Origin of the sequence: Mycobacterium sp. IS-1590, from assembly GCF_001500025.1 — a bacterium.
Classification (GTDB): Bacteria; Actinomycetota; Actinomycetes; order Mycobacteriales; family Mycobacteriaceae; genus Mycobacterium.
Map to the genome: position 1 here is coordinate 33,950 of NZ_LQIW01000015.1, position 23,511 is coordinate 57,460.

The window sequence follows — 23,511 nt, forward strand, 5'->3', positions numbered from 1 at the left end:
GCGCGTTACTCTTGACCCGTTCTGGGGCAGGAGGAACCGGTGGGCCCAGGCGAGAGCGGTCTGTCGATCGACGAGCTGCTGGACCGGGCCGTGCGCGCCATCAACCGCGGTGACCGCGACACGGCCTCCGCTCTGGCCGGACAGGTGCTGTCTGTCGATCACGGTAACCCTGACGCCGAGGATCTTCTCGCCGCGTCGACGAACCACGGCGAAATCCGTCGACTCACCTTGATGTTCGTGGACCTGGTCGACTCGACGGTATTGTCCACCCGCGTCGAACCGGAGACCTACCGCGCCTTGGTCGGTCGCTACCGCGACGAAGTGGTCCGGTTGGTCAACCACTACGAGGGGCACATCAGCTCGACCAAGGGCGACGGCCTGCTGGTGATGTTCGGTCACCCCGAGGCGCATGAAGACGACGCACGGCGTGCGGTCACCGCGGGACTGGACATCGCGCGGGCGGTCAGCCGGCTCGGCGAGCGGGCACAGCGCAGGTTCGGTCAGGCGCTGAACGTGCGCGTCGGCGTCCATCGGGGGGTGATCTACCTCGACCAGGCCGAGGACGACGTGTACGGGTTCGCCGCCAACTTGGTGCAACGGATTCAGTCGTTGGCCGAGCCGGGTTCGGTGGCGATATCGGATGCGGTTGCCGCGCTCGTGCATAACGCATTCGAACTCGCCGCCTGTGCACCGGCCCGCGTGAAAGGTGTGGAGGAACCGGTCTCCTATCACCGCGTGCTCGCGGAACGGTCACAGGCGCTCGCACCGCGAGCGGTGCCGCTGGTGGGCCGTGAGCAGGAATGTGCGTGGCTGCAGCAGGCGTGGCAGGAGACTCGACAGGGGCGGTCGGCCCGGCCGGGCGTGGCGTTCCACGGTGAGCCGGGCATTGGTAAGACGAGGCTGGCGCATGCGGCTGCCGAACTGGTCGAGGACACGGGAGGAGCCGTGGTCGAGCTCTCGGGTTCGCCTCTTCATGCCGACACCGGCCTGTACCCCGTGCGGAGGTTGTTGGAACGTCGTTGCGGGATCACGCGATTCACCGACGGCGCGGAGCGGCTACGCCTGCTCGAGGCGGAGCTGGAAGTTCGCGCACTGGATCCAGCATCGACGATGCCGCTTCTGGCGCCGATCCTGGGCGTGGGACCCGAATACGGCTACCACCCGGCCGCAGCGGAAGGCCGCTCACTGTACGAGTCGATCGGCGCCGCGGCGCAACGCTACGTGTCGTCGTGTCTGGACGGGCGCGCCGGTGTCGTCATCGCCGAGGACGTGCACTGGTTCGACCCGTCGACGATGGAACTGCTCAACTCGATACTGAAATCAGCGGACGGGCGGCTGATGGTCGTGCTGACGGGGCGCGACGGGCCGTGGCTGGAAATGGACTGGCCAGTAACCTATTTCGAGCTCCGGGCGTTATCCGAGGAGGAGTCCGACAGGCTTATCGACACCCTGAATCCAACCGTGAGTGACGCGCAGCGGACCGCGGTGCGTCGTCGCTGCGACGGGATCCCGTTCTACATCGAGCATGTCGTGGCGGGGCTGAACGGGTCGGGGTCCGACGAGCAGGTGCCCGAGGCGCTCTATGAACCGCTGTTGGCCCGCCTGCACCCTCGTCGGGACGTCGTGCCCGTGGTGGAGGCGGCGGCCGTCATCGGGCGCAGTGGTGATCTCGCACTACTACGTTCGGTGAATACCAGCGACTCCGAAATCGATTCAGTCGTACATCAACTGGTGCAGGCTCGAGTTTTCGAGCCGACCCGCGACGAACGTTGGCAGTTCCGCCACGAATTGTTGCGCGAGCTTGCCCTCGAGCTTGCCCCACCCAGCCTGCAGCGGGAGTTGCATGCGCGCGTCGCGGACGCCCTGGTGCACGCCGCTGGCGGAGCCGAACCCGATTGGCGTGTGGTGGCACGCCATTACGACGCAGCGGAGCGGTTCGCGGACGCGGTCACCGCCTACCGGAAAGCATGCGTCGACGCCCGACGTCGCGGTGCAGCGCTGGAGGCGTACGGATACCTGACCAACGCCCTCGACCGGCTTGCTCGCTGCGATCCGGGGCCCCGGCGCGACACGACCGAGATCGCGATCCGCCTCGAACGGGGGTTTCTGATCGGGGCTGCACACGGAAGCATGAGCGGCGAGGGCCCCGCGGATTTCGAGCAGTGTCTGCAGATGACCGCCTCCGGCGGCTACGACGACGAACTTTACGCGACTCTGACCGCCCTGCTGAGCTACTACGTCCCTCGCGCCGATCTGCGGCGGGCACACGCACTGCTGGACTCGATGGGCGGCCGGATCACCCGGGATCGACCCTGGAGTCACGCTGCGATCCAGTCGTCGTTGGGTTCTGTCACCTGGCTGGAGGGCGATTTCGTGACCGCGCGCGGGCAGCTGTCGGAGGCACTCGACCGTCTCACCGCCGTCCAGCCACGCGACCCGGACACCGCGTGGTGGGGCAACACGGACCCGATCTCCGGAGCTCTCACGTATCTGGCGATGACGGACGTGCTCGGCGGCGAACTCGATCGGGCCGAGGCCAGGCTGGCCGCATCGGTACGCCATTGTGAGACCCTGGGATTCCCGCTGAACGCATTCAATCGTGCACACACGTATTTCACACAGGTGTGGGTGGCGATGGAAGCCGGCCAACTCGGGGAGGCCGCCGTCCTCGCCATCGAAATGCGCCGCTTCACAGAGGAATCCGGGCTCGATTTGTGGCGCCTGGTCGCCGCGGCGCAGCACAACACCGTAAAAGGGTTGGCCGCGCTCGGAGCCGGCGCCGACCCCGAGATGCTGACTCTGCGGGCGCAGAAAATCGCGCGGTTCGTCGACGGATCGCGAATGATGCAGCTCAACGTATACCTCACCTACCAGGATGGAGTCATCGGCCGACTGCTGTGCGCTGCCGGAAGGAACGACCAGGCACGGGAGCGGTTGGATATGTCGCTTCGTCACGCAAAGGACACCGGAATGCACTTCAACGACGCCGAGTTGATCAGGGTGCGCGCGCACACCCTGACCGACGTGCAAGACCGGCGCGACACCCTGGCCGCCGCACTTGATCTCGCCCGCAGTCAGAGCGCGCTTCTGTTCGAACTGCGCTGTCTGCTGGATACCTTCGACATCGACGGCGACGCAGTCCGGCCGGAATTGGTTGACGCCGTGTGCCGGTTTCCCGGCGACGCGCGGTGGCCTGAAATAGCGCGCGCTGAACAGCTACTCGCATGAAGTCCGTTGCGGTGCTGGGGGGTGGCGTCGCCGGCCTCACCGCAGCCCACGAGCTCGCCGAGCGCGGCTTCGAGGTCACCGTCTACGAGGGCCGACCCGACTCGTTCGGCGGGAAAGCACGCTCGATACCGGTGTGGGGATCGGGTACCGGCGGCCGGCTCGACCTGCCCGGTGAGCACGGATTTCGGTTCTTCCCCGGCTTCTACAAGCACGTTCCCGACACGATGGCACGCATACCCTATGGATCGAAGACCGTCGTCGACCATCTCGTGCCGACGACGCGGATACTCCTGGCCCAGGCGGACGGGTATCCGGAGCTTGTCGGCATCGCCGAGCAGCCGTCGTCTTTCGAGGATTTCGCGGCCACAGCGGCATTCATCCGCAAAGCCGGCAGCAGCCTCGGAATCAGTCCGCCGGAACTCGGTGTGTTCATCGAACGCCTGCTGACACTGATGACTTCATGTGATGAACGCCGGTACGACCAGTGGGAGAAAACGAGCTGGTGGAAGTTCGTCGGCGCCGAGCACCGGTCCCCGGCCTTCCAGAAATTCCTCGCCGATGGGATGACGCGCACGCTCGTCGCGGCACGCGCGCGCGAGTTATCCGCGCGCACAGGGGGTTTGATCCTGTGCCAGCTGCTGTTCGACATCGTGCGTGCTGACGGCCGCATGTCCCGCATGCTCGACGGCCCGACGAGTGAGGTCTGGATCGACCCCTGGGCGGCGCATCTGCGCAATCTCGGCGTCAATCTGCGCACCGACGCCAAGGCCACCGCAATCAAGTGCGACGGGGTCCGGGTCACCGGGGTGACCGTCGAATCCTCGGCCGGTGTGGAGCCCGTCGTCGCCGACTATTACGTCTGCGCCATCCCCAAAGAACAGCTCGAAAAGCTGGTGTCCCCAGAGCTGCGCGCCGCAGACCCCATTCTCGGCAGGCTCCCGCAACTGGTCACCCGCTGGATGAACGGCATCATGTTCTACTTGGATCGTGACGTGCCGCTGGAGCCGGGACACGCCATCTTCATCGACTCCGAATGGTCGTTGACCGCGATCTCCCAGAAGCAGTTCTGGCCCGACGTCGACCTCGCGCGGCGCGGAGACGGCCGTGTGGAGGGCATCCTGTCGGTCGACATCTCCGAATGGCAGCGGCCCGGAAGGCTCTACGGGAAGGTGGCAACCGAGTGCACGCCGGAGGAGATACGTGCTGAGGTGTGGGCCCAGATGGTCGCACACATCGATGACGGTTCACTCGACGAACAAAATGTGCTCACCTGGTTCCTCGATCCGGCCATCGTCTTCCCGAACCCGACACAAGCGACCAACCTGGAACCGCTGTTGATCAACACGGCCGGCTCGTGGGCCAACCGCCCCGAGGCCGCCACCCGGATTCCGAACTTTTTTCTCGCCTCCGACTTCGTGCGCACCTACACGGATCTGGCAACCATGGAAGGCGCGAACGAGGCCGCGCGGCGCGCTGTCAACGGGATTCTCGACGCCACCGGTTCGGCGGCGCCCCGGTGCCCCGTCTGGCCGTTGCAGGAACCGCGAATATTCGGAGCAGCGCGCGTGGCGGACCGGGTGTTGTGGAAGCTGGGCCGACCACCCCTGAAGGTCAACACAGATGGTCTTGGGTCGGCCGGACCGCTCAGCCGCGGACTTGCCGGGCTGGCGCGCCTTTTCGGATGAGGGATCGCGTCCGGTATCGACGGTCCAGGAAGCGCTCGTCCAGCGGGTCAGGTTCGATCGTCGCTTTGTCCAGCGCCTCCAAATGGGCGGCGATGTCTCGGTTCTCGCGCGTGGCGATGGCCGCGATGATGCGGGGAATGAGTTGGAAATACCTCGGCGGATCGAGATACCAGGCGCTGAGCGCAGCGGCCCAGGCCATCTGGTTCACTTCCTTCTCACGCGCCTTGTCGCGATTCATCGACAGGTAGATCGCGAACAACCAGCCCGATCTCCGAAACTTGATCAGGATTCTGCTGACGAACCCGACCTCGTTCGGTATGACTCGGCGGATCCATCGCACCGCGGGTGAAAGGCCCTCGGTGACCCGGAGCATGCCACGAATCTGCGTGGACACCAGCGCGTTGATGAGCTGGAAATCGTGCTCGAACGCTTCCATCGAGTCCGGCACCATCTCCGCGGTGGCCAGGCCCAAATCGAAGTTGATGTGGGCGTTCAGTCCGGCCACCATGTGCTGCAGCATCGTCGACTGTCCGGACTCCTGACGGACGAAAGTCACCTCCCAGGGAAGGGTCAACCCGTCGTAGTCGTCCGGGCAGAAGTAGGCGTTCAGCGCGTCGAAGTAGCGCTTCGCGAACACCGCGTCGAACTGCTCCATCAGCGGGCGGTCGTAGAACAGACCCTCGTCGAGGGCGGCGCGGATGGCGACGGTCGACCGCTTGTACAACACCGCGAAGTAGCCAACGGTACTCTTCTGCCGGACCGACCAATCGATGATCTGATCGAGATTGCGCACCACGTCATCGATGTTCGTGGCCGGTTGGAGGGGCTCCCACGGGACTCCCTGGGAAGGGGCTGCCCGGCTGGGCATCGCCGATGGGTCCGGCACCGGTTCATCGTGTAGAGACATCGCCGATGCACCGCCTTCGCTTGGGCTAGCCGCCCGTGGAAACGGGGGGCACGACACCACGATGGCACCATTCGGTCTTGATGATGTGAGTAATCGACTACCTGTCTTCCAGGGACGCGAGATACCGCAGCGCCAAGATGTAACCCTGCACCCCGAGGCCGACGATCACACCGGTGGCCACCGCGCTGAGGTAGGAATGGTGCCGAAACTCCTCGCGCGCGTGCACGTTCGAGATGTGCACCTCGATCAGCGGCGCGCGTAGTTCGCTGCAGGCGTCGCGCAGGGCGATCGACGTGTGGGTCAGCGCGCCGGCATTGATGATCACCGGATCCCCGGCGTCGGCGGCCGCATGGATCCAGCCCAGCAGGTCGGCCTCGTTATCGCTCTGGCGCACAACGGCCTTCAGGCCGAGAGCCTCGGCCTCGCGGTCGATGAGCGCCACCAGCTCGTCGTGGGTGGTGCTGCCGTACACATCGGGTTCGCGCCGGCCCAGCCGACCGAGGTTGGGACCGTTGAGCACGAGCACGGTCTGGGTCATGACGTCACCGCCCCTATTTCTGCGTACGCCGCCGCCAGCAGTGACGGGTCTGGCCCCTCCAGGCGTCCGGGCTTGCCGAGACCGTCGAGCACCACGAACCGCAGCACACCCGCGCGCGTCTTCTTGTCACCCGCCATGTTCTCCAGCAGCTCGCCGAAGGCCTCGGGGTCATAGCTGACGGGCAGCCCCAGCGCGGTCAGCACGGAGCGGTGCCGGTCGGCGGTCTCGTCGTCCAGGCGGCCTGCGAGCCGTCCGAGCTCGGCGGCGAACACCAGTCCCACCGAGACGGCAGCGCCGTGCCGCCACTGGTAGCGCTCACGGCGTTCGATCGCGTGGGCCAGGGTGTGGCCGTAGTTGAGGATCTCGCGCAGCTGCGACTCCTTCTCGTCGGCGGCGACCACCTCGGCCTTTACCGCGATCGCGCGGCGGATCAGTTCGGGCAGCACGGTTCCCGTCGGGTCGAGCGCCGCCTCGGGATCGGCCTCGATCAGGTCGAGAATGGTCGGATCGGCGATGAAGCCGGCCTTGACGATCTCGGCCATACCCGCCACGAGCTCGTTGCGCGGCAACGTCTGAAGGGTCGCGAGGTCGACGAGCACGGCCGCGGGCTGGTGGAACGCGCCGACCAGATTCTTGCCCGCGTCGGTGTTGATGCCGGTCTTGCCGCCGACCGCGGCGTCGACCATGCCCAGCAGCGTGGTCGGCACGTGCACGATGTCGATTCCGCGCAGCCAGGTGGCAGCGGCGAACCCGGCGACGTCGGTGGCCGCTCCCCCGCCCAGGCTGACGACCGCGTCCTTGCGGCCGACCCCGATGCGCCCCAACACTTCCCAGATGAAGCCGACGACCGGCAGGTCCTTGCCCTTCTCGGCGTCCGGGATCTCGATGCGGTGTGCGTCGATCCCCTTGTCTGCCAGGGTGCTTCGAATCACCTCGGCGGTCTGCGCCAGCGTCGGCTGGTGCAGGATCGCGACCTTGTGCCTACCCTCGAGCACGCGCTCGAGATCGCCGAGCAGTCCGGTGCCGACGATCACCGGGTATGGCGGATCGACGAGGACGTCTATGGTCACGGGCTCAGTCACGGTTGGCCTTCGGATTGCGGGCGGCGACCGCCGCCGGGGACGGCGGGGCCTCGGTACTGGGTTCGGCGGTCAGCTGCGACGGTCCCCGGCGCCACGGCGAGCGGCGCTTGCGTCGCGAGGAGTGGGGGGTCTCGGGGTTCTCGAGGCGGGCCACGATGTAGCGCACCACGGCGCCCGGGTTGCGCCTGTTGGTGTTGACCCGCAGCGTCGCCACCTCGCGGTACAGCGGAATCCGTTCGGACATCAGCGCTTTGAACTTCTCGCTGCGATCACCGCCCTGGAGCAGCGGACGCACGGTGCTTCCGCCGGTACGGCGAACCCCTTCGGCGGCGCTGATCTCCAGATAGATGACGGTGTGACCGGCCAGTGCCTCGCGCACGCCGGGTGTGGTCACCGCGCCGCCGCCCAGCGACAGCACGCCGTCGTGGGTCTGCAGTGCCGAGCGGATGACCTCTTCCTCGATCCGCCGGAACTCCTGCTCGCCGTCGGTGGCGAAGATGTCGGCGATCGTGCGGCCGGTGCTCTCCTCGATCGCGGCGTCGGTGTCGAGCAGCGAAAGGTCGAGCGCCTTGGCCAGCCGCCGCCCGATGGTGGACTTACCCGAGCCGGGCAACCCCACCAGCACTGCTCGGGGCGCCATCAGCCCGAAGCCTGGACCCGTTGCGGCGAGGGCTCGCGCTCGGCCACTGCCCGCAGGTAGTTGTCGATGTTGGCGCGCGTCTCGGTCAACGAGTCGCCGCCGAACTTCTGCAGCGCCGCGCGCGCCAGCACCAGCGCCACCATGGTCTCGACCACCACGCCGGCGGCGGGCACCGCGCACACGTCGGAGCGCTGGTGGATCGCGACGGCCTCCTCACCGGTGGCCATGTCGACGGTGGCCAGGGCCCGCGGCACCGTGGAGATCGGCTTCATCGCCGCCCGCACACGCAGCGGTTGGCCGTTGGTCATCCCGCCTTCCAGTCCACCTGCGCGGTTGGTCGAGCGCATGATGCCGTCGGGTCCCGGGTGCATCTCGTCGTGGGCGACGCTGCCGCGACGGCGCGCGGTCGTGAAGCCGTCGCCGATCTCGACACCCTTGATCGCCTGGATGCCCATCACCGCGGCGGCGAGTTGGCTGTCCAGCCTGTTGTCACCGCTGGTGAAGGAGCCCAGCCCGACCGGAAGGCCGTTCGCGACGACCTCGACGACGCCGCCCAGTGTGTCGCCGTCCTTCTTGGCCGCCTCGATTTCGTCGATCATCGACTTCTCGGCGTCCTTGTCGTAGGCGCGCACGGGGCTGGCATCGATCGCAGCGAGGTCGCCCGCTTGCGGCGGCGGGCCGTCGTAGGGGTCCGACGCACCGATCGAGATGACGTGGGACAGCACCTCGACGCCGAGGGCCTCGGAGAGGAACGCACGGGCGATGGTGCCTGCGGCGACGCGCGCCGCGGTCTCGCGCGCGCTGGCACGCTCCAGCACCGGGCGGGCGTCGTCGAAACCGTATTTGAGCATGCCCGCGTAGTCGGCGTGCCCGGGTCGGGGCCGGGTCAGCGGCGCGTTGCGCGCGCTTTCGGCCAGCTCCGCAGGGTCGACCGGATCCGGTGCCATCACGGTTTCCCACTTCGGCCACTCGGTGTTGCCGATCTCGACCGCGATCGGGCCGCCGAGCGTGACGCCGTGGCGGACCCCCGCGAGCATCGTGACCTGGTCCTGTTCGAACTTCATGCGCGCGCCGCGGCCGTACCCGAGACGTCGGCGCGCCAGCTGAGCGGCGATATCGTCCGAGGTGACGTGCACGCCCGCGACCATGCCTTCGACCACGGCCACCAGGGCGCGGCCGTGTGATTCACCAGCAGTGGTCCATCGCAACACGCGTCCCATCTTCCCACGTCGGCCGTCTCACCCCGAATCAGCCGATGACCAGGCCCGTCAGAACGTGGCCTAGCTCGGTGACGGCCTGCCGGTGCGCAGACTTCTGATCGGTGGCCCGCGCGACGATCATCGCCGTCTCACAGAGGGCTCCGAACAGGAAGTGGGCCAGCGGCCCGGGTGGGCGTTTGGCGATCACACCCGCGTCCACCGCGCGGGCGACCGCGGTCTCCATCATGTCGAGCAGCGGGGTCTCCAGGCGTCGCATCTGCTCCCACCCCAGCGCGGTGAACGCGTCGAGCAGCACGATCCGCTGTACCCCGGGGTCGAGGCACTCGTCGAGGAATACCCGGCAGGCGGCTCCGAACGCGTCCCAGGGGTCCTTCTTGCGCGCGTAGGCACGCTGATAGGCCTCGGCCAGCGGTACGGTCATCCGCTCGACCTCGCGGGTGAACACCGCCTCGAACAGTCGGCGCTTGCCGTCGAAGTGGTGGTAGACGGCGCCCTTGGTCACCCGCGCCCGGGCCGCGACCGCGTCCAGCGACGTCGCCTCGTATCCGTTCTCGGCGAACAACGCGCGCGCCGCGTCGACGAGCGCGGAGACGGTCGCCTCGGTGCGTTCCGCCTGGGTGCGCCTCGCGCTCTTCGTCGTCACGGCCGAACGATAACCGCTACGACCCGGCCGGTTCGAGCGCGATCAGCGGCAGTCGCCGCTCGGTGAAGCGCGCGTAGTACTCGGCTTGCGGATACATGCCGACAAACGCATGCCACGCGCGCTCGCGCTCGGCGCCGGTCAACTCCCGGGGCCGCACCGACGTGCGAACCCGGCCGATCTGGACGACGCCGGTCCCGGCGTGACGCAGGTTCAGCCACCATGCGGGAGTGTGGGACGCCCCGGCGTTGGCGGCCAGCACGACCACGGCGTGACCGTGGCGCAGATAGAGCACGGGCCCGGTAGATCCGGGCATGCAGGCGGCCCATCGCCCGCTGCGCACGCGGCCAGCGGTTGACCACCCGGTTCGACTGCCGGGCAAGCCGTTCGTCGTTCACCGCACTCGGTAGACGCGGTAGTCGACGTGACCGGGCGACAGGATGTTGTAGCCCACCGCGACCACCTCGCTGAGCCACGCGTATCGCTCGTCGGAGGTGGCGAACCTCGGTGTCGTGCGGACGTAGGTCTCGTCGAAGCCGAGCACCTCGCCGTGGGCCAACCGGTCGAGCCCGTCGGCCGGCACCTTGATGATCCCTGCGCTCTCGAAGTGGATCAGCACACCGTCGTGGGTGCGCAGCGTCGCGCGGACATCGACCCGACCGCAGCCGTCGTCGCCGACGAGCAGCCAGTCGCCGCCGCCGGGCAACACCTCACCGCACAGCCGTGGCCCGTCGATGTGCCCGCCGGTCGTGATGAATGTCATCCGCATTCCGGTGGGAGTCGGAATCGGTTGTGCCGGTTGCAGGTTGACGTGCATATCGAACAGGTGCTCCACCGGCAGGGACTCGACGAGGGGCAGCTGGGCGGCCGCTGCCGCGGTCACGCTCTATCCCCCGTCATGGTCGCCGTCAGTTGGGCGGAGTCGATGAACGAATCCTTGCGCGAAACCAGCCCGTCGGGCGAGACGGTGACCAGGTCCAGGCAGTCGAACCGCACACCACCGGAGACCAGCGTCCAGTCCAGCACCCAGTGCGCCTCGCCGTAGAGGACCCGTTTGGTTTCGAAGGCGAAGTCCGGGAACTGCGCGAAGACGGCGGCGAACGCCTCGCGCGCGGCGGCGCGGCCAACGACGGGCTCGGCGCCCAGATGTGTCCAGAAGCAGGTGTTCTCGGTGTGCAGAGCGGCGATCGCGTCGGGGTCGCGGTCGGCCCAAGCGGCGAAGTAACGCTCGGATAGAGCCATCAGACTACTTTGCATACTCGCAGTATGTACTAACCTACCCTCGGTATGCAATAGCTCTTCACCGATCTCGCGTTGTCACGAATCCAACATGGCCGTCACACCGCGGAAACACATTGGCTGCACAGTTCATCCATGGATTCAAGATCGGCTTTGACGGTGAGCATCGGTGTGCTCGGTGGACTCGCGGTGGCCCTCACCGCAGAAGTGATCACGGTCCCGATCTGGGTGGTGTTCCTGACGTGGGCCTCGTTCTTCTTCGTCGGTGGCGGAATCGGCGGATGGGTGCGGTCGCTGACGAGCAATCTGGCCGGCGTCCTGATCGCGTCGGCGAGCCTGTACGCGGGCCATCTGTTGGGCGGCAGCCTGTTGGCGGTCGCCGTCGCCGTCGGGATCGGCAGCGCGGTGATGGTGCAGGCGTCCTGGGTGCCGCTGCTGTCGACGACGCCCGCGGTGGTCGTCGGGTTTGCGAGCACGGTGTCCACGGTGGCCGGGACGGGCAACACGATCACCGTGACGTCGATATCGCACCCGGGCCTGGTCGCGGCGATGGCGTGTGTGCTCGGCGCCTCGTTCGGCCTGTTGTCCGAGTACGTCGCGAAGGTGTTGACCCGCGAGCCCGAACCCGACCACGCAAGCCCGGAAATTGCACCGACGACGGAAGGCAGCCCCGCGTAATGAAACTGCAGCACTACCTCGGCGGCCTGGAGGGGCTGCCGGAACCGCTCACACTCGAGAAGCGCGTCTTCGTCGAAGAGTGGGAGAAGCGGATATTCGGTATCCACGTCGCGATGATGGGGTTGTCGAACCACCTTGGTTCGGCCCTTCCGCGGTATCCGATCGACGAGGTGCCGACCGCGTTCAAGGACGAGTGGACGTGGGCCGACCTGCGCACCGGCGCCGAAGCGATGAACCCGTTCGACTACTTCAAGTTCCGCTACTACGAAAAATGGCTGGGCGGCATCACACAGTTCTTCATCGACAAGGGCTACGTGACAGCAGACGAAATATCGGCCCGCAAGGACGAACTGGCCACCGAGAACGCTCCTGCCGTCGGCGGTCCGGAGCCGGCGATCGACGACCAGGTCGTCGACTATCTGCGCCGCGGCGACAGTCCCCGTCGCGATGTCGCGCATCCGAAGTTCGCCGTCGGTGACTCCGTGCGCATCACCAACGTGCCTGCCGCCGCCCATACCCGCCTGCCCGGCTATCTGCGTGGACACGTGGGCACCGTGGAGCGGATCTTCGAGGGCGACTACGCGTACTTCACCCACACCGGTGACGGCATCGGTGACCCGATGCCGATCTACATCGTCGCGTTCGATCCGCAGGATCTGTTCGGAGAGCGCGCAGAGGACGGTCCCCTGACCATCTACGCCGAGCTGTTCGAGGCCTATTTGCAAGGAGCGCAATGAGCGACCAATTCCACTACCGCGAGGACCGCGAGCTGTCCAGCGCCGCCAAAGTCGCTGCGCTGGAATCGCTTCTGATCGAGAAGGGTGTGATCACCAACCAGACCGTGGACAAGGTGTTGTCGTACTTCGAATCGGAGATGACACCGCTGAACGGACGCAAGATTGTCGTGAAGGCATGGACCGACCCCGATTTCGCGGCTCGCGTCGTGGTCGACACACCTGCGGCCATCGCCGAACTCGACCTGCCCGAGGGCATGGCCGGCGCCGAGGGTGAGCATCTACAGGCAGTCGCCAACTCACCTGGTGTGCACAACCTCGTCATCTGCACGCTGTGTTCGTGCTTCCCGTGGCCTGTGCTCGGTCTGCCGCCGTACTGGTACAAGGACCCGGTGTTCCGTGCGCGCGCAGCGCGCGAACCGCGCAAGGTGCTCGCCGAGATCGGCGTCGACCTGTCCGAGGACACCGAGATCAAGGTGTGGGACAGCAGCGGTCACTCACGGTGGTTCGTCATCCCCGAACGCCCCTCCGGCACGGAGGAATTCACAGACGAGGAACTGATGGAACTGGTCACGACCGAATCGATGATGGGCGTGGCGCTGGCGGGACCGGTGTCATGAGCCTGCACGAGACCTGCACCACCGACCAGGCCGCGCCGCAGTTCGACCACGACTGGCAGCGCCGCGCGTTCGGTCTGGCACTGGCTCTGTCGGAATTCCGCCACTTCGATTGGGTCGACTTCCAGCAGAGTCTGATCGAAACCATCGGGCGGTGGGAAGACACGCCCGAACCCGAGCGCGGCGACTGGCAGTACTACGACCACTGGGTCAGCGCCCTGGAGAAGGTGATTCACGACCACCATTTGCTGACCGCACCGGCCCGGATGACAGGAGACAGCCATGACTGAGGCGACCGCCACGCGCGTCGAGGACGGCGCACTGACCGCCACCGCGTGGTTGACCGGTACCGCGTTCCTGGCATTGATGGTGCTGTACCTCGTCGGGCTCGACCAGGGCGCGACCTCGATCTTCGGCTCGGACACCCACATCCACGAGTTCGTCCACGACGCGCGCCACCTTCTCGGGTTCCCCTGCCACTAGGACACCACGAGCGCGGTCACCGTCGCCGTAGTCAGACACATCGACAAACCGTGTGGGACAGTTCCTTTCGAACGGCACACCACGGCGACGAGGGCCCATGTCGCCGTCACCAGCGGGGCTGTGAGCGCGGCGAGGGCCCACACGTCGACACCGAATGAACCGGTCAGCGCCCCCAGACCGATCGCGAGCTTGACGTCGCCCGCACCCATCGCCGCCGGCGCGAACAGGTGCACCGTCAGGTATACGAGGAACAGCGCCAAGGCGCCGATCAAGGCCGCAACACCGCGCCCCGCCACGAACGCGACCACCACGACCACCAGCGCACCCGGCAGGGTGAGCCAGTTGGGCAAGCGCCGCTGCATGACGTCGAACACGCTCAGCGCCACGAGCCACACCATCGCCACGACACCGCAGACCCCCGCCCCCACGATTGAAGGCTAACGGGGTTGCAGAGCCGCCCTCATCACTTATTTGAGCGCGGGTGTTGCGGTGAACCGCTCGACCTGGGTGTCGTGGCCCGTTGCGCCTCAACACGTCTCGACGGCGGTGATGGCGAGCAACCGCCGCAGCGGGATCACGACCTGCTCACCGTCGGCGTCGAGCCGAACCGCTCCGGTGCGGCCGGGCACCGGAGTTCCGCACACCGAGCCTTGCGAGGTCGTCACCTCTATCTTGGGTGCGGGGGGCACCTCGCTGCGCGACTGCGGCCACCACCAGGTCAACGCCGCCACCGCGGTCAGCGCGGCCGCGGCGAACGTGAACGTGATCCCCACGCGCAGTCGAGAAACGGTGGCCGGACCAAGACGAGGCTGCCCGATGACAGGGTGCGCGATGGTGGCGACGAGAAAGATCCCCGCAACCGCCAGCACGAAACCGGCGAACGCACTGACCGCCCCGATCTCCTGCAGCCAGCCCGGGCGGCTCCGACCCGAATCATCACCGGTGAGCACACCGCACAGGCCGACGAAGCCCAACACGGCAAGCTGAAGTGTCTGCCACTGGCGCGCCGACTCTTGAATGCGGTTGTCGTACTGGTACGGAACGCTCACCGTGTCCCTCCCGGTCGCCGTTACAGCGCGAACGCCAAGAACTGGGTCACTTCGAACGGCTGGAAATTGTCGTCGCTGACCAGTACCACCGATCGGCGGCCGTCGGGCAGCACAGGGCCCTCGGTGATTCCTTCGACGTTGTCGAGCGGCTTGAGCTCGTCGAGGGCGTTGAGGTCAACGGCCAGCGACTTGGCCATCGGTGTGACCGACGCTTCGTTCAACGACTGCATCCCCAGCACATCCGTGGCGTCGCCGACATCGGCGCGGTAGAGCGCGACCCCGACGGCATGGGGAAGATTGGCTGCACGTTCGATGACCAGCAGTGAGCTCTCCGAGAGGGCCAGGATGTCGGGCACACCGTTTTGTCCGGTTCGCGGGGCCGCGCGTTCCACCCGATAGACATACTGCGCGACGGCCATCCTCGACTCGACATCGAACTTGGTGATGCGGATCTGCCCGGATGTCTGTTCGTCTGCGGTGGGGCCGTCCTGGTACAGCGAGTGCTCCATGGCCGCGAACAGGTAGCGGCCGTCGGGTGTGAGAGATAGCCCCTCGAGCGCGCCGTTGCGACGGGGCCCGCTGATCTCGTCGGCCGACAGGTCGAACCCGGGCGGCATGACGAATTCCCCTCGATACGTGCCGTCGAGGCCGGCGACCCTGATCCAGGGCTGCAGCAGCCCCGCGGGGCCGCCGTCGCCGTCGGCGACGAATCCTTCGGAGGTCCAATACAACTGCTCGCGCGCACTGTCGAAGGCGATCGCCTCAGCGTCCGGGGCCAGCACCGGTGGCTGGACGGACATGTCGTTGGGACGGAAGGGTTGTCCCGATTCATCGAGCAGGTCGTGCTTGCTGACGAAGTGACCGCCGTCGATACCACCGTCGGAGACGTTCAGTCGGAGGCTGTAGAACCGGACCTTGCCGTGGTCGGACTTGTCGTCGCTGATCGTGTAGTAGACATCGCGCTCCGCGTCGTAACTGATCCCGGAGAGCCCCCCGATCACGGTGCTGTCGTACACCGCGCCGCGGGGCGCCTGCCATTGACCCAGGTACTGCGGCGTCGAGGCGTGCGCAACGGGCAGCGCCGTGGAAAGGACCGCCGCCGTGGTCACCGAGAGAGCGGCCTTGCCGGCTGATTTCATACCTCTACCAACGCCAGAGCGGGCGATCAGGTTCACGTGCCGGCAGACGCGCTCGACATCACCGATCCCGCAGCGCGGCACTCATCGCCTCTTTCGGCGCCGGCATCCCGGTGAAGAGTTCGACCTGGGTATAGGCCTGGTGCAACAGCATCTGCAGGCCGCTGATCACCCGCCCGCCCGCGTCCTGCACCGCGGCGGCCAGCGGGGTCGGCCAGGGATCGTAGATCGCATCGAGCAGCAGCGGGACGACGGCCAGCGTGGGGGCATACGCCGCGGCGACGTCGGCGGGAATCGTGTTGATCATCAGGTCCGCGTCGGCCGCCGTCGCGGCCAGGCCGGGTCCGTCGATATCGGCCCATCGGGCGTCGGCACCGACCCGCGTCGCCAGGTCCACCAGCGGAGCGGCCTTGTCCGGGTTACGCGCGATCACGGTGATTCGGGCGACGCCGCGTTCGGCCAGCGCGACGATGGCCGCCGGTGCGGTGCCGCCCGACCCGATGACCACACCGTGTCGGGCGGGGGCCTCCCCGAGGGCGCCGCTCACCCCGTCGACGTCGGTGTTGTCGGCTCGCCAACCGGTATCGGTGCGCACCAGCGTGTTCGCCGAGCCGACCAGCTCGGCGCGCGCCGTGCGCTGGTCGGCGACCTGCAGCGCGGCGAACTTGCCGGGCATGGTGACCGACAAGCCGACCCACTCCGGTCCGAGCCCACCGACCAGGCCCGGCAGCTGTTGCGCCGTGCATTCGATGCGCTCATAGGTCCAGTCGGTCAGCCCCAGCGCCCGGTACGCCGCGAGATGCAGCTGCGGGGAACGCGAATGCGCGATCGGCGACCCGAGCACCGCCGCCTTACGGCCCGCGCTCACCGCGCCACTGCCCGATTCGCGCTCACCGCGCGGAATCGAGCACACCGTTGCGCCGGGCGAGCTCGATGTTCGCGAGGTGCTGCGGGTAGTCCCTGGTGAACAACGTGGTTCCCTGCATGTCGATCGTGACGAAGTACAGCCAGTCCCCCGGCGCAGGGTTCTCCGCAGCGGTCAACGCCGCAGTGCTCGGTGAACAGATCGGGGTCGCCGGAAGGCCTGGCCGCACATAGGTGTTCCAGTCATTGTGCTGCGCGCGGTCGGCGTCTGTGGTGGCCACCTCGATGCGGTCGAGCGGATAGTTCACCGTCGAGTCGAACTCGAGCGTGCGGTTCTCGGCCAGCCGGTTGTAGATGACGCGCGCCACCTTCGAGAAGTCCTCCGGCGTCGACTCCCGCTGCACCAGTGAGCCGACGATCAGGATCTCGTAGGGCGACATGTCCATGGCCGCGGCCGTCTCGAGCAGTCCACCATTGGCGTATTGCGCTGCGCTGGTGGAGATCAGATTCGACAGGATCTCCTGCGGCTGAGCCGACGGATCGATGTTCCACGTCCCCGCGGCGATCAACCCCTCGAGCCGGCGATGGTCGTCACCCATCGCCTGGACGGGACCGACAGCCCAGTCGGCCACTCCGAGCGATGCCGGCGCCGCCGTCGCGGCAACGTTCTTCAGCGCGTCCGCGGGCACACAGCGCCGCTCACCGTCGAGGTCGACACACGTCGCTCGGGAGATCAGGGTCAGGATGCCCTCGGTGACCGCGTTGGTCTTGACGTCACGCACATCGTCGAGTTGGCGTCCTTCGGGAATGGTCAACTTCCCGACCCGGTTCTTCGGATCCGAGAGCCGCGCAACGGCGTTGGCGGCCGGAATCTCGGTCCGCAACTTGTAGAACCCCGGCTGGATCGCCGATATCGCGTCGTTTCCTTCGGCTGCGTCGACGAACACGCTGGCGGTCGCGACGATGTTGTGCTCCTGCAGCGTCTTGCCGATCGCAGTGGTCGAGTCGCCGTCATGCACCTGGATGACGACATCCGCGACGCCATCACCGGTGAAGTCGTTACCGCCGAACAGGGAGTGCCATAACTTGGAACCCAGGAACACCGCGCCGACGACCACCACGATCAGCAGGCCGACGGCCAAGGCGCTCGCCAAGCGACGCTTGCGCCGGTTGCGCGCCGCCCGGATCCGCTCCGCGCGGGTCATCCGGCGCCGCGGCGGGCCGACCGCAACCGGTTCGGCCCGCTCGCCGCTCCAATGGTTAGTCATCCCCGACCTCTCCATGCGCGGCAACGTGCTCATCCGCTCCTCGCGTGCGCGCCGCTTCACGCCGCTGGTCCAACCAGTTCTGCAGAATGCCCACCGCCGCCGCCTGGTCGATCACCGAGCGCTGCCCTCTGGCGCGAACACCGGCATCCCGCAGCGAGCGTTGAGCCACCACCGTAGTGAGTCGTTCGTCGGCCAGTCGCACCGGTGTCGGCGCGATCCGTGCGGCCAACGCGTCGGCCAACGCGACGGCGTCCTGGGCCGACGACCCTGATCGATCGGCGAGCGTGCGGGGCAACCCCACCACGACCTCCACCACGTCCAGGTCCTTGACCAACCCGGTGAGCCGCCGGATGTGCCGGTCGGAGCGGTCGCGACGGACGGTCTCGACCGGAGTGGCCAGGATGCCGTCGGGATCGCTGGCGGCAACTCCGATCCGCACGCTGCCGACGTCGATGCCGATCCGGCGGCCGCGCCCGGGATCCGGCGGGTTCAGTGAATCCCCGGGCCGATCCGGACGGCGGTCGTCTGAGGCCGCACGCGTGTGCGGATCGTCGTCCGTCGGTGTGGAATCCACGCCGCTAGCCTCGGTCGATCTCTGCGCGGAGCGCGGCCAGTGCCGCGTCGATGCCTGCCGCCCCCTTGCCGGAACCCTGTGCCAGATCGACCTTTCCGCCGCCGCGGCCGTTGACCGCCGCACCCAACGTCTTCACCAGATCGTTGGCCCGGAAGCCGAGCTCTTGTGCGGCCGGATTGACCGCGACCACGAAGGGGACGCTGTCGTTCTCGCCCTCGGCGATCAACGCGACCACGGCGGGATCGCTGCCGAGCTTGCCGCGGACGTCGCCGACGAGCGTGCGCAGATCACCAGCCGACATGCCACTGGCCATGCGCTGCGCCACGAGACGGACCTTACCGACATGTTCTGCGCCCGCGGCGGCATTGGCTGCCGCGGCGCGGGCATTGGCCAGGCGCAGCCGGTCCAGCTCTTTTTCGGCCGCCCGCAGCCGCTCGACCAGGTTGGCCACCCGCGCAGGCACCTCGTCGGACGGCACCTTCAACGTCGAGGCCAGTCCCGCCATCAACGCACGTTCCTTGGCCAGGTGGCGGAACGACTCGAGGCCGACGTAGGCCTCCACCCGACGCACACCGGAGCCGACCGACGACTCACCCAGGATGGTGACCGGACCGATCTGCGCGGAGTTGTGTACGTGGGTGCCGCCGCACAGTTCCAGCGAGAACGGTCCACCGATCTCGACCACGCGAACGTTTTCGGGGTACTGCTCACCGAACAGCGCTATCGCGCCCATCGCCTTGGCCTTGTCCAACTCGGTGGTGAACGTGTGCACCTCGTGGTCGGCTTCGACCGCCTCGTTGGTCACCTCTTCAATCTGGCTACGCTGTTCCTCGGAAAGCGGGCCCTGCCAGTTGAAGTCGAAACGCAGATATCCGGGCCTGTTCAACGAGCCCGCCTGAACGGCATTGGGCCCCAGCACCTGCCGGAGCGCGGCGTGCACCATGTGGGTCCCGGAGTGTCCCTGCGTGGCACCGTGGCGCCATTTGGGGTCGACGGCGGCGACGACCGTGTCGCCCTCGACGAACTCGCCGGACTCCACGTGGACGCGATGCGACCACAACGTCTTCGCGATCTTCTGCACGTCGGTGACCGCCGCTTTGGCCGCGGTGGAGGCGCCCGAGCCGCTGATCGTGCCCTCGTCGGCGATCTGGCCGCCGGACTCGGCGTAGAAGGGGGTGCGGTCGAGGATCAACTCGACGCGGTCTGGCGGCGGGCCGCCCCCGTCGTGGCTGACGACGGGTACGCGCTCACCATCGACGAAGATCCCGAGAATCCTTGCTTCAGAAGACAACTCGTCGAATCCGGTGAATTCCGTCGGACCCGCGTCGACCAGGTCTCGGTAGGCCGACAGGTCCGAGTGCGCCTGCTTGCGGGCCGCGGCGTCGGCCTTCGCGCGTCGGCGCTGTTCGGCCATCAGGCCGCGGAAGCCTTCCTCGTCGACGGACAGCCCGTGTTCGGCCGCCATCTCCAACGTGAGCTCGATCGGGAAGCCGTAGGTGTCGTGCAGCGTGAACGCGTCGGAACCGGACAGCACCGTGGCGCCCTTGGCCTTCGTCGCGCCTGCCGCCTCGTCGAACAACCGCGAGCCTGCGGCCAGCGTCCGGTTGAACGCGGTCTCCTCGGCCACCGCGATGCGCTGGATACGGTCGAAGTCGGCGGCCAGTTCGGGGTAGGACGGGCCCATCGCGTCGCGCACGGTGGTCATCAGGTCGGCCATGATCGGCTGTTCGACGCCGAGCAGCTTCGCGGCGCGGATGATCCGGCGCAGCAGGCGGCGCAACACGTAGCCGCGGCCCTCGTTGCCGGGGCTCACACCGTCGCCGATGATGATCGCCGCCGTGCGGCTGTGGTCGGCGATGATGCGGTATCGCACGTCGTCGGTGTGGCTGCCCTGCCCGTAGCCGCGCGGGGCATGCGCGGCCACCAGGTCGATGGCCGGACGCAGCAGGTCGGTCTCGTAGACGTTGTCCACACCCTGCAGCAGGCAGGCCACCCGCTCGACGCCCATCCCGGTGTCGATGTTCTTGCGCGGCAGGGGCCCGAGAATCTCGAAGTCCTCCTTGGAGGTGCCCTCGCCGCGCTCGTTCTGCATGAAGACGAGATTCCAGATCTCGATGTAGCGGTCTTCGTTGGCGACCGGGCCGCCCTCGACGCCGTATGCGGGGCCCCGGTCGTAGTAGATCTCCGACGACGGCCCGCACGGTCCCGGAATGCCCATCGACCAGTAGTTGTCGGCCATCCCGCGACGCTGGATGCGCTCGGCCGGGAGCCCGGCGACCTCCTGCCACAGGGCCATCGCCTCGTCGTCGTCCAGGTAGACCGTGGCCCACAGCCGCTGCGGGTCCAGCCCGTAGCCCCCTTGTTCGACCGGGTTGGTCAGCAGCGTCCACGCGAACTCGATGGCGCCCTTCTTGAAGTAGTCGCCGAACGAGAAGTTGCCCGCCATCTGGAAGAAGGTGTTGTGGCGGGTGGTGATGCCGACCTCGTCGATGTCGGGTGTGCGGATGCACTTCTGGATGCTGGTGGCCCGCTTCCACGGCGGAGTCTGCTGCCCCAGGAAATAGGGCACGAACTGCACCATGCCGGCGTTGACGAAAAGCAGATTCGGGTCGTCCAGTATCACCGAGGCGCTCGGCACCTCGGTGTGGCCCGCCTTCACGAAGTGATCGAGGAAACGCTTCCTGATCTCGTGTGTCTGCACGTCTGATACATCCTTGGAGTTTCGCTGGTACCTGCGACTATTCGACCGCACTACAGTACCGGTCGCGGTTGTCACGCCGAAAAGACAACGAACGGGCGGCGTCGGCAGTGCCCAGGTCAGACTCGGTCGGGTGTCACCGACGTCACGTCAACCGTCGATGAAGCTCAGTCGTACCTGGCGGTGCGGGTTGTCGCGGTTGAGGTCGACGAGCACGATGCTCTGCCAGGTGCCGAGCAACGGCTCGCCGTCCTGCACAGGAATCGTCACCGACGGCGACACCAGGGCGGGCAGCACATGGTCGGCGCCGTGTCCGGGCGAGCCGTGCGAGTGCCGGTAGCGATCGTCGCGCGGGAGCAGGTTCTCGAGGGTGTCGACGAGGTCGTCGTCGGAACCCGCACCCGTCTCGATGATCGCCACCCCGGCGGTTGCGTGCGGCACGAATACGCTGCACAAGCCGTCGCGGCGGCGACTGCAGAAGGCGCGCACGTCGTCGGTCAGGTCGATGATCCGGCGCTGACCGGTCTCGATGTCGAGCACGTCGGTATCCACATCATCGAGGGTACGAGTCGCCTTCGATCGTCCATTGAATCGGCCTTCCACCAGGAGGAAGCTGAGAGGTGGTCCGGCGGCGCCGCTGGGGCGCTGCCCCGAGCAAAAGGGGGTCGGCCGTGTACGCACGCTCTACCACCGTCCATGCACGACCTGCGTCGATCGATGACGGCATCGCCTTCATCAGATCCGAGGTCATGCCCGCGCTGGAAGCGATGGACGGATTCGTCGGCTTGTCGCTGTTGGTGGATCGAGAATCCGGCCACTGCATCGCGACCAGCGCCTGGGACTCCGACGACGTGTTGCGGACCAGCGCCGAGCGGGCGGCACCTCTGCGCGATCGCGCCGCCGAAATTCTAGGCGGTGAGGCGACCGTCGATCAGTGGCAGATCGGCGTCATGCACCGCGACCACCGCGCGGCCGAAGGCGCGTGCGTCCGGGCCACATGGCTGCGGCTGCCCCGTGAACACATCGCACGTTCGGTCGCGTTCTACAAGACCGATGTGCTGCCGGCCCTGGAAGCACTGGACGGGTTCTGCAGCGCCAGTTACCTGATCAACGCCGATTCGGGCCGCGCGGTGTCGTCGGCGACCTTCGACAGCCGAGACGCGATGGCGGGCAACCGCGAGCAGGCCAGGGAACTGCGCAACACCCGCACCCGCGAGCTCGGCGCCGACATCGTCGACGTGGGCGAGTTCGATCTGGCGCTCGCCCACCTCCGCATTCCCGAGATGGTCTGATCCGGTCCGCCTGACGATCCCGTTTATTGACGCCGGTGTCGGGGTATGTCAGCTGCACCCCGAGACCCTGGAGGAACCATGACCGTCACCGGCATTCTCACCGCGATTCTCATTGGCGCAGTGATCGGCGTGCTCGCCCGACTGATCCTGCCCGGGAGGCAGCCCATCGGCATCATCGTGACCGTCCTCGTCGGCATCGTGTCGGCGCTGATCGGCACGGCGATCGCTCGAGCCCTGGGTCTTCCGACCGCCACCAGCGGCGTCGACTGGATCGAATTGCTCTGCCAGGTCGTCGTCGCCGTGATCGGCGTGGGCCTGGCGTCCGCGCTCATGGGCCGCAGGGGGCGCACCGGTATGACGGGCGGCCGTCGCGGCGGCGTGTTGCGATAGCGAAACCACCCAGGCGATCCCGGCTGCACCCCCCGGCGGCCGGGATCGCTGCTGTCACAGGGTTTGTCACAGGGTCTTCAACAATTCGTCGAGCTTTTCGTAGCCCTCGGTCATTCCACCCTCCATGCCGGAGGACAGCAGAGCGTCGCGGGCCTCGACATTCGGGCAGATCGACCGGCCGCGCAACCGGCTGCGGCCGCCGCCCAGATCCTCGAACCACAGGTACTCGATGTTGACCTGATCCGGCGCCCCGTCGAACTCGAACGTCTGCAGGATGAACTCGTTGCGCCGGACGGTGTGGAACGTTCCGTTGAAGCTGTACGCGCCGCCCTGGTCGGAGTGCACGTAGCGATATCCGCCGTGGCTCTTGAACTCCCACTCCTCGATCGTCATCTCCAGCCCGCGCGGGCCGAGCCACTGCTTGACCAGCTCGGGTTCGGCGTGGGCACGGAACAGCGCGTCCACGGGAGCGTCGAACTCCCGGGTGAACTCCATGGCCAGGGTGTCCACGGGGGCCGTGAGATCCAGTGCGTTGCTCATGTGTCGGTT

General features: G+C 67.3%; 26 protein-coding genes and 1 pseudogene. 9 read left to right on the forward strand and 18 right to left on the reverse strand.

Annotated features, from left to right (window positions below; translation table 11 throughout):
* The first annotated feature begins 39 nt into the window (after positions 1-39).
* Both AU197_RS12620 and AU197_RS12625 read left to right on the forward strand, forming a co-directional pair.
* A complete protein-coding gene (locus AU197_RS12620; protein ID WP_064403043.1) occupies positions 40-3,228 on the forward strand; it encodes an adenylate/guanylate cyclase domain-containing protein in 3,189 nt (1,062 codons plus the stop codon).
* Complete coding sequence (locus tag AU197_RS12625) at positions 3,225-4,913, forward strand: hydroxysqualene dehydroxylase (protein WP_064403044.1); 1,689 nt, start codon at positions 3,225-3,227, stop codon at positions 4,911-4,913. Before AU197_RS12620 ends, AU197_RS12625 begins: the two co-directional genes overlap by 4 nt.
* On the opposite strand, the gene AU197_RS12630 is transcribed toward AU197_RS12625, so the two are convergent.
* The 9 genes and pseudogenes from AU197_RS12630 to AU197_RS12670 form a co-directional block, all read right to left on the reverse strand.
* On the reverse strand, positions 4,873-5,799 hold the full coding sequence (locus tag AU197_RS12630) for a DUF5995 family protein (protein WP_156434401.1): 927 nt from the start codon (positions 5,797-5,799) through the stop codon (positions 4,873-4,875). The genes AU197_RS12625 and AU197_RS12630 overlap by 41 nt on opposite strands.
* 118 nt (positions 5,800-5,917) lie before the next feature.
* Positions 5,918-6,358, reverse strand: coding sequence for a type II 3-dehydroquinate dehydratase (gene aroQ, locus AU197_RS12635; protein WP_064403046.1), 441 nt, complete (start codon positions 6,356-6,358; stop codon positions 5,918-5,920).
* Entirely contained in the window at positions 6,355-7,440 is a 1,086-nt protein-coding gene (gene aroB / locus AU197_RS12640; RefSeq protein ID WP_064403047.1) for a 3-dehydroquinate synthase, read from the reverse strand. The genes aroQ and aroB overlap by 4 nt, the downstream gene beginning before the upstream one ends.
* A gap of 133 nt (positions 7,441-7,573) precedes the next feature.
* A pseudogene (locus tag AU197_RS12645) lies at positions 7,574-8,080 on the reverse strand (shikimate kinase); the annotation flags it as partial.
* Positions 8,080-9,291 (reverse strand): chorismate synthase, encoded by a 1,212-nt coding sequence (gene aroC / locus AU197_RS12650; protein ID WP_064403085.1) that lies wholly within the window; start codon positions 9,289-9,291, stop codon positions 8,080-8,082. The gene aroC and the pseudogene AU197_RS12645, both read right to left, overlap by 1 nt.
* A 37-nt stretch (positions 9,292-9,328) precedes the next feature.
* Positions 9,329-9,943 (reverse strand): TetR/AcrR family transcriptional regulator, encoded by a 615-nt coding sequence (locus AU197_RS12655; RefSeq protein ID WP_064403049.1) that lies wholly within the window; start codon positions 9,941-9,943, stop codon positions 9,329-9,331.
* A 16-nt stretch (positions 9,944-9,959) separates the two neighbouring features.
* On the reverse strand, positions 9,960-10,256 hold the full coding sequence (locus tag AU197_RS12660) for a nitroreductase family deazaflavin-dependent oxidoreductase (RefSeq protein ID WP_082696649.1): 297 nt from the start codon (positions 10,254-10,256) through the stop codon (positions 9,960-9,962).
* A gap of 78 nt (positions 10,257-10,334) precedes the next feature.
* The gene (locus AU197_RS12665; RefSeq protein ID WP_064403051.1) at positions 10,335-10,823 is read right to left on the reverse strand and encodes a DUF3237 domain-containing protein; all 489 of its coding nucleotides are present in this window, start codon (positions 10,821-10,823) and stop codon (positions 10,335-10,337) included.
* Complete coding sequence (locus AU197_RS12670; protein WP_231744914.1) at positions 10,820-11,182, reverse strand: nuclear transport factor 2 family protein; 363 nt, start codon at positions 11,180-11,182, stop codon at positions 10,820-10,822. Before AU197_RS12670 ends, AU197_RS12665 begins: the two co-directional genes overlap by 4 nt.
* Positions 11,183-11,314: 132 nt before the next feature.
* On the opposite strand from AU197_RS12670, the gene AU197_RS12675 reads away from it, so the two are divergent.
* Genes AU197_RS12675 through AU197_RS12695 form a run of 5 tightly spaced genes read left to right on the forward strand, consistent with a single transcriptional unit; the run spans position 11,315 to position 13,691 of the window.
* Complete coding sequence (locus tag AU197_RS12675) at positions 11,315-11,857, forward strand: DUF1097 domain-containing protein (protein WP_064403053.1); 543 nt, start codon at positions 11,315-11,317, stop codon at positions 11,855-11,857.
* The gene (gene nthB / locus AU197_RS12680; RefSeq protein WP_064403054.1) at positions 11,857-12,594 is read left to right on the forward strand and encodes a nitrile hydratase subunit beta; all 738 of its coding nucleotides are present in this window, start codon (positions 11,857-11,859) and stop codon (positions 12,592-12,594) included. Before AU197_RS12675 ends, nthB begins: the two co-directional genes overlap by 1 nt.
* On the forward strand, positions 12,591-13,211 hold the full coding sequence (gene nthA, locus AU197_RS12685) for a nitrile hydratase subunit alpha (RefSeq protein WP_064403055.1): 621 nt from the start codon (positions 12,591-12,593) through the stop codon (positions 13,209-13,211). The genes nthB and nthA overlap by 4 nt, the downstream gene beginning before the upstream one ends.
* Positions 13,208-13,498, forward strand: a complete 291-nt coding sequence (locus AU197_RS12690) for a nitrile hydratase accessory protein (RefSeq protein WP_064403056.1) — start codon at positions 13,208-13,210, stop codon at positions 13,496-13,498. Before nthA ends, AU197_RS12690 begins: the two co-directional genes overlap by 4 nt.
* Complete coding sequence (locus AU197_RS12695) at positions 13,491-13,691, forward strand: CbtB domain-containing protein (RefSeq protein WP_064403057.1); 201 nt, start codon at positions 13,491-13,493, stop codon at positions 13,689-13,691. Before AU197_RS12690 ends, AU197_RS12695 begins: the two co-directional genes overlap by 8 nt.
* Here AU197_RS12695 and AU197_RS12700 read toward each other — a convergent pair.
* The 8 genes from AU197_RS12700 to AU197_RS12735 form a co-directional block, all read right to left on the reverse strand.
* Entirely contained in the window at positions 13,688-14,089 is a 402-nt protein-coding gene (locus tag AU197_RS12700; RefSeq protein ID WP_064403086.1) for a prepilin peptidase, read from the reverse strand. The two genes, AU197_RS12695 and AU197_RS12700, sit on opposite strands and share 4 nt — an antisense overlap.
* Before the next feature lie 129 nt (positions 14,090-14,218).
* Positions 14,219-14,740, reverse strand: coding sequence for a hypothetical protein (locus AU197_RS12705; RefSeq protein WP_064403058.1), 522 nt, complete (start codon positions 14,738-14,740; stop codon positions 14,219-14,221).
* Between the two features lie 20 nt (positions 14,741-14,760).
* Entirely contained in the window at positions 14,761-15,879 is a 1,119-nt protein-coding gene (locus AU197_RS12710; protein ID WP_064403059.1) for an esterase-like activity of phytase family protein, read from the reverse strand.
* A 58-nt stretch (positions 15,880-15,937) separates the two neighbouring features.
* Positions 15,938-16,744 (reverse strand): shikimate dehydrogenase, encoded by an 807-nt coding sequence (locus AU197_RS12715; protein ID WP_082696651.1) that lies wholly within the window; start codon positions 16,742-16,744, stop codon positions 15,938-15,940.
* Between the two features lie 22 nt (positions 16,745-16,766).
* A complete protein-coding gene (locus tag AU197_RS12720) occupies positions 16,767-18,008 on the reverse strand; it encodes an endolytic transglycosylase MltG (protein WP_156434402.1) in 1,242 nt (413 codons plus the stop codon).
* Positions 18,001-18,582 carry a Holliday junction resolvase RuvX gene (gene ruvX, locus AU197_RS12725; protein WP_064403061.1) on the reverse strand — a complete coding sequence of 194 codons (582 nt, stop codon included), beginning with the start codon at positions 18,580-18,582 and terminating at the stop codon, positions 18,001-18,003. The genes AU197_RS12720 and ruvX overlap by 8 nt, the downstream gene beginning before the upstream one ends.
* Before the next feature lie 4 nt (positions 18,583-18,586).
* A complete protein-coding gene (gene alaS / locus AU197_RS12730; RefSeq protein WP_064403062.1) occupies positions 18,587-21,283 on the reverse strand; it encodes an alanine--tRNA ligase in 2,697 nt (898 codons plus the stop codon).
* Between the two features lie 147 nt (positions 21,284-21,430).
* Entirely contained in the window at positions 21,431-21,820 is a 390-nt protein-coding gene (locus AU197_RS12735; protein WP_156434406.1) for a secondary thiamine-phosphate synthase enzyme YjbQ, read from the reverse strand.
* Positions 21,821-21,951: 131 nt separating this feature from the next.
* Here AU197_RS12735 and AU197_RS12740 point away from each other — a divergent pair, with 131 nt between their 5' ends.
* Both AU197_RS12740 and AU197_RS12745 read left to right on the forward strand, forming a co-directional pair.
* The gene (locus AU197_RS12740; protein ID WP_064403064.1) at positions 21,952-22,572 is read left to right on the forward strand and encodes a hypothetical protein; all 621 of its coding nucleotides are present in this window, start codon (positions 21,952-21,954) and stop codon (positions 22,570-22,572) included.
* 78 nt (positions 22,573-22,650) lie between these two features.
* Entirely contained in the window at positions 22,651-22,962 is a 312-nt protein-coding gene (locus AU197_RS12745) for a GlsB/YeaQ/YmgE family stress response membrane protein (protein WP_064403065.1), read from the forward strand.
* A gap of 66 nt (positions 22,963-23,028) precedes the next feature.
* On the opposite strand, the gene AU197_RS12750 is transcribed toward AU197_RS12745, so the two are convergent.
* A complete protein-coding gene (locus AU197_RS12750; RefSeq protein ID WP_064403066.1) occupies positions 23,029-23,502 on the reverse strand; it encodes an SRPBCC family protein in 474 nt (157 codons plus the stop codon).
* Positions 23,503-23,511 lie beyond the last annotated feature (9 nt).

Excerpts from the sequence above, each read along its gene's own strand:
- AU197_RS12625 (WP_064403044.1), top strand. The coding sequence starts at position 3,225 with ATGAAGTCCGTTGCGGTGCTGGGGGGTGGCGTCGCCGGCCTCACCGCA.
- aroQ (WP_064403046.1), bottom strand. The coding sequence starts at position 6,358 with ATGACCCAGACCGTGCTCGTGCTCAACGGTCCCAACCTCGGTCGGCTG.
- AU197_RS12660 (WP_082696649.1), bottom strand. The coding sequence starts at position 10,256 with ATGCCCGGATCTACCGGGCCCGTGCTCTATCTGCGCCACGGTCACGCC.
- AU197_RS12670 (WP_231744914.1), bottom strand. The coding sequence starts at position 11,182 with ATGGCTCTATCCGAGCGTTACTTCGCCGCTTGGGCCGACCGCGACCCC.
- AU197_RS12675 (WP_064403053.1), top strand. The coding sequence starts at position 11,315 with ATGGATTCAAGATCGGCTTTGACGGTGAGCATCGGTGTGCTCGGTGGA.
- nthB (WP_064403054.1), top strand. The coding sequence starts at position 11,857 with ATGAAACTGCAGCACTACCTCGGCGGCCTGGAGGGGCTGCCGGAACCG.
- nthA (WP_064403055.1), top strand. The coding sequence starts at position 12,591 with ATGAGCGACCAATTCCACTACCGCGAGGACCGCGAGCTGTCCAGCGCC.
- AU197_RS12690 (WP_064403056.1), top strand. The coding sequence starts at position 13,208 with ATGAGCCTGCACGAGACCTGCACCACCGACCAGGCCGCGCCGCAGTTC.
- AU197_RS12695 (WP_064403057.1), top strand. The coding sequence starts at position 13,491 with ATGACTGAGGCGACCGCCACGCGCGTCGAGGACGGCGCACTGACCGCC.
- AU197_RS12700 (WP_064403086.1), bottom strand. The coding sequence starts at position 14,089 with ATGGTGTGGCTCGTGGCGCTGAGCGTGTTCGACGTCATGCAGCGGCGC.
- AU197_RS12710 (WP_064403059.1), bottom strand. The coding sequence starts at position 15,879 with ATGAAATCAGCCGGCAAGGCCGCTCTCTCGGTGACCACGGCGGCGGTC.
- AU197_RS12720 (WP_156434402.1), bottom strand. The coding sequence starts at position 18,008 with ATGACTAACCATTGGAGCGGCGAGCGGGCCGAACCGGTTGCGGTCGGC.
- AU197_RS12745 (WP_064403065.1), top strand. The coding sequence starts at position 22,651 with ATGACCGTCACCGGCATTCTCACCGCGATTCTCATTGGCGCAGTGATC.
- AU197_RS12750 (WP_064403066.1), bottom strand. The coding sequence starts at position 23,502 with ATGAGCAACGCACTGGATCTCACGGCCCCCGTGGACACCCTGGCCATG.